The sequence below is a fragment of the Mangrovibacter sp. MFB070 genome, from assembly GCF_000705335.1.
Taxonomy (GTDB): Bacteria; Pseudomonadota; Gammaproteobacteria; order Enterobacterales; family Enterobacteriaceae; genus Mangrovibacter; species Mangrovibacter plantisponsor.
The window spans coordinates 43,935-56,409 of the sequence record NZ_JJMI01000034.1; the positions used below are offsets into that span (position 1 = coordinate 43,935).

General features: G+C 52.2%; 11 protein-coding genes. 1 reads left to right on the plus strand and 10 read right to left on the minus strand.

All coding sequences use genetic code 11. The features are described from left to right. Position 1: 1 nt before the first annotated feature. The gene (locus DT73_RS16525; protein WP_036111779.1) at positions 2-577 is read right to left on the minus strand and encodes a VOC family protein; all 576 of its coding nucleotides are present in this window, start codon (positions 575-577) and stop codon (positions 2-4) included. A gap of 220 nt (positions 578-797) precedes the next feature. On the opposite strand from DT73_RS16525, the gene argS reads away from it, so the two are divergent. Beyond that, positions 798-2,528, plus strand: coding sequence for an arginine--tRNA ligase (gene argS / locus DT73_RS16530; protein WP_036111999.1), 1,731 nt, complete (start codon positions 798-800; stop codon positions 2,526-2,528). 74 nt (positions 2,529-2,602) lie between these two features. On the opposite strand, the gene DT73_RS16535 is transcribed toward argS, so the two are convergent. The 9 genes from DT73_RS16535 to DT73_RS16575 all read right to left on the minus strand — a co-directional run bounded on the left by DT73_RS16535 (position 2,603) and on the right by DT73_RS16575 (position 12,426). Then, complete coding sequence (locus DT73_RS16535; RefSeq protein ID WP_036111785.1) at positions 2,603-3,742, minus strand: glycoside hydrolase family 105 protein; 1,140 nt, start codon at positions 3,740-3,742, stop codon at positions 2,603-2,605. Between the two features lie 254 nt (positions 3,743-3,996). After that, positions 3,997-4,401, minus strand: a complete 405-nt coding sequence (locus tag DT73_RS16540; RefSeq protein WP_072006984.1) for a flagellar protein FlhE — start codon at positions 4,399-4,401, stop codon at positions 3,997-3,999. Then, the gene (gene flhA, locus DT73_RS16545; protein WP_036111790.1) at positions 4,398-6,476 is read right to left on the minus strand and encodes a flagellar biosynthesis protein FlhA; all 2,079 of its coding nucleotides are present in this window, start codon (positions 6,474-6,476) and stop codon (positions 4,398-4,400) included. The genes DT73_RS16540 and flhA overlap by 4 nt, the downstream gene beginning before the upstream one ends. Beyond that, positions 6,469-7,620 carry a flagellar biosynthesis protein FlhB gene (gene flhB, locus DT73_RS16550; RefSeq protein WP_036111793.1) on the minus strand — a complete coding sequence of 384 codons (1,152 nt, stop codon included), beginning with the start codon at positions 7,618-7,620 and terminating at the stop codon, positions 6,469-6,471. The genes flhA and flhB overlap by 8 nt, the downstream gene beginning before the upstream one ends. 220 nt (positions 7,621-7,840) lie before the next feature. Then, complete coding sequence (gene cheZ / locus DT73_RS16555) at positions 7,841-8,473, minus strand: protein phosphatase CheZ (protein WP_369792632.1); 633 nt, start codon at positions 8,471-8,473, stop codon at positions 7,841-7,843. Between the two features lie 7 nt (positions 8,474-8,480). Continuing rightward, positions 8,481-8,870: a chemotaxis response regulator CheY gene (gene cheY, locus DT73_RS16560; protein WP_036111798.1), complete on the minus strand. Its 390-nt coding sequence runs from the start codon at positions 8,868-8,870 to the stop codon at positions 8,481-8,483. Between the two features lie 18 nt (positions 8,871-8,888). Continuing rightward, positions 8,889-9,941, minus strand: a complete 1,053-nt coding sequence (locus DT73_RS16565) for a chemotaxis response regulator protein-glutamate methylesterase (protein ID WP_036111802.1) — start codon at positions 9,939-9,941, stop codon at positions 8,889-8,891. Next, the gene (gene cheR, locus DT73_RS16570) at positions 9,938-10,804 is read right to left on the minus strand and encodes a protein-glutamate O-methyltransferase CheR (protein ID WP_036111805.1); all 867 of its coding nucleotides are present in this window, start codon (positions 10,802-10,804) and stop codon (positions 9,938-9,940) included. The genes DT73_RS16565 and cheR overlap by 4 nt, the downstream gene beginning before the upstream one ends. Positions 10,805-10,824: 20 nt before the next feature. Continuing rightward, complete coding sequence (locus DT73_RS16575) at positions 10,825-12,426, minus strand: methyl-accepting chemotaxis protein (RefSeq protein WP_036111809.1); 1,602 nt, start codon at positions 12,424-12,426, stop codon at positions 10,825-10,827. Positions 12,427-12,475 lie beyond the last annotated feature (49 nt).

Below are 12,475 nucleotides of genomic sequence, written 5' to 3' on the forward strand. Positions count from 1 at the left end.
ATTATTGAGTGCCCGCATCCTGTTCACTGTTAATAATGGCATCCAGTGGCCATGGGTGGAATTTAATAGTCACCGTGCCATCAGTGACAGCGAGCGTGGGGTTAGGTAAGCGCTCTCCATCCCCTGCCGGGGAGCTGGTTTTAATGCTGATGCCAGGTTTTGCCAGCCCGGCATCAGACAGCAACGCCACCGCACGGGCGTTTAACGTTGCCGGGTCGCCAGGAAGCACAATTTCAATATGTTCCCAGCCCTCGTGGGGGTAACGCTTCGCACCGGGCCAGGGCAATTCAATCAATGTGAAGGACCAGCCCGCGGCTTCCACAGGCTGTTTCAACCGGAACAGGCATACAGGCCGCCCATTAATCAGCTTTTCTGAAAGTAATTCTCCACAACGCAGGAATCCCGTTTTCCAGCGCTCAGCTGTCGTGTTCTGGTGGCAGCGCAGCGAAATATGGTCTGCCTCCCGCTTGCCCAGATCCAGGCCCAGTTGGCCCGCCAGTTGCGCCAGAGCCTGCTCAAAACGCGGTAAATCGGCTTTAATATCTGCAAGTTCTTCAATGATCTGCCAGTCGTTCATCGCCCACTCCTGTAAAAAAACGCTACTCTACCCGTTTCCCCGCTCCAGGCCAACGCTACTCAGGTGCATTTTTAGGCAAACAATGCCCCCAGAGGCAGGCACACCAGGGAATGGCGGCTCGCTTACTGACGCCTTCGGACAAATGCAGTATAATCGCGCCCTTATTTCTGTATGTACACGCTTCCTGTCAGGGAATCGCGCAGCTAAAAAAGGTATTCAGGTGAATATTCAGGCACTTCTTTCAGATAAAGTCAGTCAGGCACTGATTGCAGCAGGCGCAAGCACAGATTGCGAACCACAGGTTCGCCAGTCTGCCAAAGTTCAGTTCGGTGATTATCAGGCAAACGGTGTGATGGCTCAGGCCAAAAAACTGGGAATGCCTCCCCGTCAGTTGGCTGAGAAAGTGCTCGAAAACCTGGATTTAACCGGAATTGCCAGCAAAGTTGAAATTGCCGGGCCTGGCTTTATTAATATTTTTCTCGACCCGGTATTTCTGGCAGCCCAGGTTGAGCAGGCAGTGGTTTCTGAGCGTGCTGGTGTCAGCGCCATTGCAACACCTGAAACCATCGTCATTGACTACTCCGCCCCGAACGTTGCCAAAGAAATGCACGTTGGCCACCTGCGCTCAACCATCATTGGTGATGCAGCCGCCCGTACTTTGAGCTTCCTTGGGCACAAAGTCATCCGTGCCAACCATGTTGGCGACTGGGGTACTCAGTTCGGGATGCTGATTGCATTTCTGGAAAAACAGCAGCAAGAAAACGCCGGTGAAATGGCACTTGCCGACCTGGAAGGGTTCTACCGCGAAGCCAAAAAACATTACGACGAAGATGAAGCCTTCGCTGAACGTGCCCGTGGGTATGTGGTTAAGCTGCAAGGCGGTGATGAATACTGCCGGGAAATGTGGCGTAAGCTGGTTGATATTACCATGACCCAGAACCAAATCACTTATGACCGGCTGAACGTAACATTAACCCGCGACGACGTGATGGGTGAAAGCCTGTACAACGCCATGCTACCGGGTATTGTCGCTGATCTGAAAGCCAAAGGCCTTGCAGTAGAAAGTGAAGGCGCTACTGTCGTGTTCCTTGATGAGTTCAAGAACAAGGAAGGCGAACCGATGGGCGTTATTATTCAGAAGAAAGATGGCGGCTATCTGTATACCACTACTGACATTGCCTGTGCCAAATACCGCTATGAAACACTGCATGCAGACCGTGTGCTCTACTATATTGATTCCCGCCAGCACCAGCACCTGATGCAGGCATGGACCATTGTGCGTAAAGCCGGTTATGTACCTGAATCGGTACCTCTGGAGCACCACATGTTCGGCATGATGCTGGGCAAAGATGGCAAACCGTTTAAAACCCGTGCGGGTGGTACAGTTAAACTTGCCGATCTGCTGGACGAAGCACTGGAGCGCGCCCGTAAACTGGTCAGTGAGAAAAACCCGGACATGCCTGCCGATGAACTGAACGCACTGGCAAATGCAGTAGGGATTGGCGCAGTCAAATATGCTGACCTGTCTAAAAACCGCACCACCGACTACGTTTTTGACTGGGACAACATGCTGGCGTTTGAGGGCAATACCGCACCCTATATGCAGTATGCCTACACTCGTGTGCTGTCTGTTTTCCGCAAAGCCGGAATTGATGAGCAGTCAATTACTGCACCAGTCGTGATCGGTAACGAGCGCGAATCTGTGCTGGCAGCCCGCCTGTTGCAGTTAGAAGAAACGCTTGCTGTAGTGGTTCGCGATGGCACCCCACATGTTATGTGCGCCTACTTATATGATGTTGCCGGGTTGTTCTCCGCATTTTATGAGCACTGCCCTATTCTCAGTGCAGAACAACCCGTGCGTGACAGCCGCCTGCAGTTAGCGCGCCTGACAGCCAAAGTGCTGAAAATCGGCCTGGATACCCTGGGTATTGAAACTGTAGAGCGGATGTAATACTGCAGTTTTTCATTTACCTGAAACAGTGAGCGGGGCCATAAGCCCCGCTCACTGTATTTAACCACCCGTTGTTAAAAATAACGCCGCAGGTATTCCGTCAGGCACAAAATCGCCATGGCCTGGCCATAAGGCATTGAAGTAAGCGGAATATCACGGTAAAAATCCAGGCTGCTGCTCATCCCGGTACCAAAAGACACCTGCAACAATTCCCCTTCTGGCGAGATATTTTCGACAATTGCTTTGACTGCGCGCTCAGCAACTGGCAGGTATTCAGCAGCTAAATAACGTTTTCGCACGCCTTTTAAAATGCCGTAGGCAAACCCGGCTGATGCAGATGCCTCCAGGTAGGAATGTGGGTCATCCAGTAAGGTATGCCACAACCCGGAATCATGCTGGCAGTCTGCCAGAGCCTTCACCTGGCTTTCCAGTACCTGGATAAGCCAGCGGCGCACCGGGTCATGTTCTGGTAAATCGAGCAACTCAAGAAAATCAGGGATTACCATGGTCAGCCAGCTGTTGCCCCGCGCCCAACGCGCATTGGCAAAGTTATGGTTCCCTTCAAAGCTCCAGCCATGGAACCACAGCCCTGTCGTTTTATCCTGTAAATACTGGGTGTGAACCATAAACTGGTAAACCGCTTCATTCACCCATTCTGGTTTATGCAACAACTGGCCAATTTTCGCCAGCGGCAGCACCGTCATCATTAGTGTGTCATCCCACATTTGCTGATGGTTTTCTTCCGCCAGCGTAATGTGCTGCATGCCCCCTTTTTGGGTGCGCGGCATTTCATGCATTGCCCACTCTCCCCAGGTTTCCAGCCAGGGTAACAAACGGCTGTCGCCATTTTCCTGGTAACGCAATGCCAGGGTGAGAAACGGCGCCATGGTATTGACGTTTTTCGTTGTCGCGCCTTCTGTGAAACGGTCAGCAAACCAGTTATCAATGATATCGCGCATCCGGGTATCACCGGTCTGTTGGTAATACTGCCAGATACCATAAAGCCCCACACCGTGCGTCCATTCCCAGCCAGCCCAGCCTTTGGTGTCAATCACCCGGCCATCATCCAGCCGCAGTAAAAACTCACCCGTTTCATCGTGGATATTGACCAGGTTGTCCGTCACTTTATTGATGAGCTGGCACAATGTTGTGCGATCAATAAAGCGTTCTGGCTGGCGTAACAATGGGCTGTGTTTTACAGGGTAGACTTTCATATGCGACCTCAGATGTGTGAATTCCATATCAACCTGTGCCGACAAAACCTGGCACCCGGTTACTGAAGGTAACGCTACCGAATATTCCCTGAGCCAACCTTGCGATTTTTGCCAGCAAAGTTAATCCCGTGACAGTGAGAAAAAGAGTGACGTCACCTTCATCACTCTTTTTATAAAATTATGTTTCTTTTTATTCAAACCGGGATGGTTAAAATGAGATCCACCAGCAAAAACGGAGGGATAACAGCAGAAAATCAGCGGTAGTTGACTATCACCTGGTTGGCGCGCACACGCATGACCGGGTAGAGACTCCCACGGCCATAAACGCCCCACACAAAGTGAAACGGCTGGTTAGCAGGCTGGCCGGCAAAAGCGCTTGTCACCCCTTGCTGCCCGTCAACAATAACGCACTGAGTCTGGGTACAGAGTTTTACTTCCAGCCGGTCTGGTGGCAGCGAAAACAGGCTGTAGCGCCAGTATACCTGGGTAATCACCCCACTGACTTTGTGCGGTGGAGCCAGCGGTTTTGATGAAGCCACCACGCCCCGGTGGCTTAATGCCGCCCCCATAGCCTCTGCCTGCCAGGTGCTTTCTCCCGCGGCCTGAGCCAGCAGCGGGAGACACACTACAGCCATCAGTGCACCACGCACTTGCATCATTTGCCCCCAATAGTTGCGGTCATGCGGATCTGGCGGTTGTCTGACAACTCAAGGTTCGACAACACAACCAGGTCCGGCAGACTGCGGCGCAGGAAGCGAGCCAGCAGTGGCCGCAAGGCGTGGTTAACCAACAGAACCGGTGGTGCGCCGAGCATTTCCTGGCGTTGCAGCGCCTCACTGGATTGCTCCAGCAACCGGTCAGCCAGGCCCGGTTCCAGACCGCCGCCACCCTGTAGTGCCTGGAGTAACAACCGCTCAAGCCCGGCATCAAGGCCTATAACCTTCACTTCGTCGGTTCCCGGGAACCATTGCTGAGTGATTGCGCGCCCCAGAGCCACACGCAGTACGGTAGTCAGTTCTGCAGGATCAGTTTGAATCGGCGCATGCTCTGCCAGTGTTTCCAGGATGGTACGCATGTCGCGGATAGGTACTTTTTCTGCCAGCAAGTTTTGCAACACTTTGTGCAGTGTTGTCAGCGTTACCACACCAGGCACCAGGTCTTCTGTCAGCTTCGGCATTTCCTGGTTGACGCGGTCAAGTAACTGTTGCGCTTCCTGGCGGCCGAACAATTCTGGCGCATAGAGGTTTATCAGGTGATTCAGGTGGGTGGCAACTACGGTACTGGCTTCCACCACGGTAAAGCCCTGAATTTGCGCCTGCTCTTTAAGCGCACTTTCAATCCAGACAGCTTCCAGCCCAAATGCCGGGTCAATGGTTTTCTCACCAGGCAGGTTGCCCGCCGCTGTTCCTGGGTTAATGGCAAGCCAGCGCCCCGGGTAGGCATCGCCGTTGCCGATCTCCACCCCTTTCAGCAAAATACGGTAACGGGCAGGAGGTAAATCCATGTTGTCACGGATATGAACCACAGGTGGCAAAAAGCCCATTTCTTGTGCGAATTTTTTACGGATGCTGCGAATACGCCCGAGCAATTCGCCATCCTGCTGTGAATCCACCATGGGTATCAGGCGGTAGCCCACTTCCATCCCCAGAGTGTCTTCCAGTTGAACATCACGCCATGATGCTTCCACCGCCTGGGGGTTTTCTGGTACTACTACCGGTTGCGGTGTTTGCGGCTCCGCCATTTGGCGGCCACGCATCCACCAGGCAAGCCCTAACAAAGCTGCGGTAAATAACAGGAAGACGAAGTTAGGCATCCCAGGAACCATGCCCAGCAAGCCAAGAACCCCGGCACACAACAGCATAACGCGTGGGTTGGCAAACAGTTGGGTCACCATTTGTTCGCCAACATCCTGGTCGGTGCTTACCCGGGTAACAATAACACCTGCGGCAGTTGAGATTACCAGAGACGGAATTTGAGCAACCAGACCATCACCGATGGTCAACAGGGTATAACTTTCTGCTGCATTGCCAACCGGCATGCCATGCTGAACCACACCAACCAGCAAACCACCAATAATGTTGATAGCCATGATAAGCAGGCCGGCAACCGCATCGCCACGCACAAATTTACTGGCACCGTCCATTGAACCGTAAAAGTCGGCTTCCTGAGTAACTTCAGAACGGCGGCGCTTGGCTTCATCTTCACCAATTAACCCGGCATTGAGGTCGGCATCGATTGCCATTTGTTTACCTGGCATACCATCCAGAACAAAGCGTGCCCCCACTTCTGCAATACGTCCTGCACCTTTGGTGATAACCATAAAGTTGATGATCACCAAAATGATAAACACCACGATACCAATCGCGAAATTACCGCCGACCAGGAAGTGGCCAAACGCTTCAACAACCTTACCCGCTGCGGCCGCGCCCGTGTGACCTTCCATCAGGATAATACGTGTTGATGCCACGTTCAGCGCCAGGCGCAACAACGTGGTAAATAACAGAATGGTCGGGAATGCGGCAAAATCCAGAGTCCGCTGGGTAAACATCGCCACCAGCAACACCATCACAGACAGAGCAATGTTAAAAGTAAACAGTAAATCCAGCACAAACGCAGGCAACGGCAGTACCATCATGGACAAAATCAGCATGATAAGTACTGGCCCGGCGAGGATTTGCCATTGCCCGGCTTTCATATTTGTGGGCAGACGCAGCATTGCGACCAAATTAGCCATCAGTGTCGTTCTCGTTCAAAAAGTCCAGTGACGCTGGCACAGGGAGGTTGTCAGGTTTCTTCGGCGCAACGCCGCCAGCCAGACGCCAGCGACGGAGCTGCCATACCCAGGCCAGCACTTCTGCCACTGCAGCATAAAGCTGGCCCGGAATTTGTTGCCCAATTTCGGCATGGCGGTATAACGCACGTGCCAGTGGTGGGGCTTCCAGCACCGGAATACGGTTTTCAGCCCCGATTTCACGAATACGCAGTGCAACCAGGCCAGAGCCTTTGGCAAGCACTTTGGGCGCACTCATGGTGGATTCGTTGTATTGCAGCGCAACTGAATAGTGGGTCGGGTTGGTGACGATAACGTCTGCTTTTGGAACATCCGCCATCATGCGCCGCCGGGCCATGGCCCGCTGTTGCTGGCGAATACGGCTTTTTACGTGCGGGTCACCTTCCTGCTGTTTAAATTCATCACGAATATCCTGGCGGGTCATACGCAGCTTTTTAAAGTAGCTGTATAACTGGAAGAAAATATCGAACCCAACCATTGGAATAAGCCCGAGAATAACCAACAGGCAGCAGGTTGCGACCATATTCATTGCCGTCGCCATGGCATTAACCGGTGACTCACTAATTAAATGGAGCATTTCCGGCCAGTTGTGCCACAGGTAAACCCCGGTAACGATGGCAACACAGCCGACTTTCAGCATTGCTTTCGCCAGTTCTGACAGCGCCTGCATCGAAAACATCCGCCCAAAACCGCTTATCGGATTGAGCTTGCTGAATTTGAATTCCAAAGATTTACCACTGAAGACCAGGCCGCCGAGAAACATGGGGGCGGCGATCGCCACCACAATCAGGCCACCAATCAATGGCAAAATTGCCCACATAGCGGTTTCGAGTAGCCGGCCAACCTGGCGTACCAGTGCTGCGGGGTCATTGATCATGCGGTGGTCAAAACGCAGCCCGTCAGACAGCATCCCGCCTAACTGGTGCGCCAGAGGGACACCACCTAACCAAATGATGCTCATGCCAGCGAGCACCATCAACACCGAGGTCAGTTCACGGGAACGGGGGATTTGCCCCTCTTCGCGCGCTTTCTGGAGTCGGTGGGGTGTGGGGGCCTCTGTTTTTTCCTGGTCGCTATCTTCAGCCACAGGGAAACCTCTATGAACATAATGACCATTGCATCATGACAGAGGCACGCACAGCTAATCCTGTAAGTAGCGCGTTAAAATAGGGTTTGTTTTGACGATTCAGACAGGTGGATTCACTGTTGCCAGAAAGGCCTCAGCATGGTGAGTGTGAATATAGCGCCCGGCACAGGCCGGGCCAGTGTTGCCAGATGGCCCCTCTGCTACCAGAGAGACCGGTCTGTTAAAAGCCTAAGCTGTCCAGCAGATCGTCCACCTGGTCCTGGCTGGCAACCACACCTGCCGCAGTCGCATCCATTTGAGGGCCATTGAGCAGGCCTTCATTTTCACGCTTCTTACGGGCAGCAGGTTCTGGCATGTTTTCCAGCAATACCATCAGCAACTGGCGTTCAATCTCCTGTACCACATCCATCATGCGCTTAATCACCTGCCCAGTCAGGTCCTGGAAGTCCTGGGCCATCATGATTTCAAGCAATTGCGCATTGGTGAACCCGGTATGCTCAGGTACATCAGACAAAAACTTACGTGTATCAGTAACCAGCTCTTTTGCATCGCCAAGTTCAATGGGATTTTCGAACCATGCATCCCAGCGTTTGGTCAAATCTTTGGCTTCAGACTCCATCTGCATTTGGTGAGGCTGTGATGCTTCAACACAGTTTAACGCACGTTCAGCCGCCTGGGCCGTCATAGTGACGACATAGTCGAGGCGATCACGCGCATCTGGAATAGCTTCTGCAGCCTCAGCAATGGCCTGATCCAGCCCCAGTTCTCGCAGGCTGTCACGCAACATACGTGTCAGGCTACCTATCCGGGAGATGATGTCCGTTGCTTGTTGGTCATTTGAAGATGTCATCATCTCCTCCTTACATACCCAGTTTTTCGAAGATCTTGCTCAGTTTTTCTTCCAGAGTGGCTGCTGTAAAGGGTTTCACAACATAGCCACTTGCCCCTGCCTGGGCTGCAGCAATAATATTTTCCTTTTTCGCTTCTGCCGTTACCATCAATACGGGCATGTTTGCCATTCCCGCATCAGCACGGATAGTTTTCAGCAACTCCAGTCCATCCATATTCGGCATGTTCCAGTCAGAGATGACAAAACCAAATCCACCTGCCTGCAGTTTATTCAGTGCGTCAACACCGTCTTCAGCTTCTTCAACGTTGTTAAAGCCAAGCTCTTTCAGCAAGTTGCGCACAATTCGACGCATGGTGGAAAAGTCATCCACGACAAGAAATCTAAGATCTTTATCGGCCATAAACTCTGAACTCCTCAATTAAATGCGTATTGCCTGTCCGGCACTGATTTTTGCCAGCATCTGCTGGCTGATTTGGCTTAAATCGACCACTTCGCTGACACCACCAGAATTGATGGCCTCACGCGGCATGCCGAACACCACACAACTTGCTTCATTCTGTGCAATGGTCCAGGCACCAGCCTGGTTCATTGCCAGCATCCCTGCTGCACCATCATTCCCCATGCCTGTCAGGATAACTCCCACAGCATTACGTCCAGCATATTTCGCCACCGAGTGGAATAATACGTCCACTGACGGGCGATGACGGTTTACAGGCGGGCCGTCATGAAGTCGAATCTGGTAGTTAGCACCACTTCTGGAGAGCTCCATATGTTTGTCGCCCGGTGCGATATACGCATGCCCCGGCAGAACCCGCTCTCCGTCTTCTGCTTCTTTCACACTAATCTGGCAAATCTTATTCAGCCGCTCCGCGAAAGAACGGGTAAAACCGGGTGGCATATGCTGTGTTATCAGTACAGCCGGGCTGGTCAGTGGCAGTGGTTGCAGCACATGGCGAATGGCCTCTGTGCCCCCGGTAGAGGCCCCGATCACCAGTAATTTTTCTGAACTGAGTAACGGCCCCGATTTCAATACAGCAGGCGGTGCTGCAGTTGGCGAACGGGCAGATAACTTTGCACGCGCCGCAGTACGAATTTTGTCGGCAATCATTTCGCTGTATGCCAGCATGCCTTCACGAATACCCAGTTGCGGCTTAGTGACAAAATCTACCGCGCCCAGTTCTAATGCCCGCAGCGTCACCTCAGAGCCTCTGCTGGTCAGAGATGAGACCATCACTACTGGCATCGGCCGCAGCCGCATTAATTTTTCCAGGAAATCAAGGCCATCCATGCGTGGCATTTCGACGTCCAGTGTCAGTACGTCCGGATTGAATTTTTTAATCAAATCGCGGGCGACTAAAGGATCGGGTGCCGTTGCAACCATTTCCATATCACTATGACGGTTGATTATCTCTGTCATGATTTGGCGCATAAGCGCAGAATCATCTACTGACAGTACTTTGATTTTCGTCATACTTTATCCTTACTTAGCCCATATACAGTCTGACCACGCAGCCAAAACTCCCGGCTGATGTTACTGAAGTTTTCAGAATGTCCGGCAAACAACAGTCCTTGTGGTTTTAACAGTGGTACAAAGCGATGCAAAATATCCTGCTGTGTGTTTTTATCGAAATAAATCATTACATTACGGCAGAATATGGCATCAAATGGCCCCGGAACCTGGTATTGCTTATCCAGCAGGTTCACAACATTAAACTCAATATAATTCGCCAGTTCCTGGCGTACCCTCACCAGCCCTTGATGTGGGCCAGTACCACGCATGAAATAGCGCTGTAACTGCTGTGGTGACAGTGTCTTGAGTTCGTCCAGGCGGTAGATGCCTTTACGCGCTTTTTGCAACACTTCGGTATCAATATCACTGGCAAACACTTTCCAGCGCCCTGGGGTCTGGCCCAGCACATCAGCAAGTGTAATGGCAATAGAATAGGGTTCCTCACCTGTGGATGCCGCAGCACACCAAATTCGGTATTCACCGGTGCGTTTTTTCGCATGATCCGCCAGTATCGGGAAGTGGTGCCCTTCGCGGAAAAATGCAGTCAGGTTCGTGGTGAGCGAGTTAATAAACGCCTGCCATTCGGAGGTGTTCTGGTCTGCCTCAAGCATCCCCAGGTACCGGCCGAAATCATCAAGGCCCAAATCACGCAGGCGCCGAACCAGGCGGTTATAAACCATGTCACGTTTGTGTTCCGCCAGCACGATGCCTGCCCGCTGATAAATAAGCTGGCATATACGACGAAAATGCGCATCTGACAACGTCAGGCGTTGAGCCATCTGTATCAAGGGCGATGGTTGCCCCTTCGGCACAGGTGAGGTCATAGGGCCTTCTTCTATTATTATCAGGGTGAAACCGGCACCACAGTGAGTGCTAAGGTTGCTGACGGTTGCTCCGGTTCTACAGCCGCCAGTTGGAACACAGCCATCAGCGTATCCAGGCTCTCCGCCTGCTGACCCAGACTACTGGTCAGCGATGAGGAGCTCTGCACTAACGCGGCGTTTTGCTGTGTCACTTTATCCATTTCGGTGACTGCCTGCGCCACCTGTTCAATACCACGCCGTTGTTCATCGGATGCAGAAGCGATTTCCCCCATGATGTCATTCACTTGTTGCACAGAGTGAACGATATCGGTCATGGTGCCCGCCGCTGTATCCACCAGAGTGGAGCCGTACTGCACTCGCGCCACTGATTCTTCAATTAATAGCTTAATCTCTTTTGCCGCCTGAGCACTGCGTTGCGCCAGATTACGTACTTCACCCGCCACAACTGCGAACCCCCGCCCTTGCTCACCCGCTCTTGCTGCTTCAACTGCGGCATTCAGCGCCAGAATGTTTGTCTGAAACGCAATACCATCAATCACACTGGTGATATCGCCAATCTTGCGCGAGCTGTCAGCAATATCCTGCATAGTTTTGGCAACATGGGTTGCCTGATCTCCACCACGGCGCGCCGTTTCTGCAGCCTGGTTTGCCAGCCCGGAAGCCTGCCGGGCATTGTCCGCGTTTTGCCCGACCGTCGCAGTCAATTGCTCCATGCTCGCAGCCGTTTGCGCCAGTGCAGAAGCCTGCTGCTCAGTACGTGACGACAAATCATTATTCCCTGCGGCCATATCACCAATGGCACCACGCATATTCTGGCTGCCAGAAACCACCTGGCTCATGGTGTTACGCAACGCCTGCCTCATGGCATCCAGGCTGGAGAAAATTTGCCCAATTTCATTACGGCCTGCGGTTGCAATGTCTTCACACAACTTACCACTGGCAATAGCATCAAAATGGCCACGCAATACAACCAGTGGTGTCACTAACTGGCTGCGCAACCAGTACAATGCCCCAACAACCAACAACACTGCCAACAATGTCACGCAGCTAAATACCAGTGCAGACAAGTGGTAGTTTTTTAATCCTGCGGCCTGTGTGGCAGAGAGGTTTTTGTTAATCTCCTGCTGCCAGGCCATAAATTGTTTATCAAACGAAGCCTGAGCTTCACCTACTGGCGCGGTCAAAAAATCTGACAACTGGTTATTCTCAAGCCAGGTTGCCTGGTGTGCCAGAGCATCACGCCAGGTGACATAGCTCTCTTTGGTCTGTTTTGTCAGACCGGCGATATCGCCAGCAGACTTCACAGCCAGGAACCCTGTAAACAAGGTGTCAGCTTTTTTTAACTGTTCACGAGCTGACACCATCAGGCCTTTGATATCTTCTGGCGGATAACTCAACGCCGTTAGTGTGCCTGCTTTACCTAATTCTGAACTGGCCTGCAGCAATGCTGCCCGGGTTTGCGCAAGGGAGTCGCGTTGTCGGTTGTTATTTTCAACCGTCGTAAAATTCTGGTAATCCCCACGAAACGCCCAAAATGACAAACCATTACTGCCAATCTGTAACACGCCACAGAGAATCAAAATCAAAAAAAGCGTGGTCGATATACGAATATTACTTAACATCCACTCTCCCTTATCCGGCGAAAAGCGCCGGTATTAAACGCTAATTAAT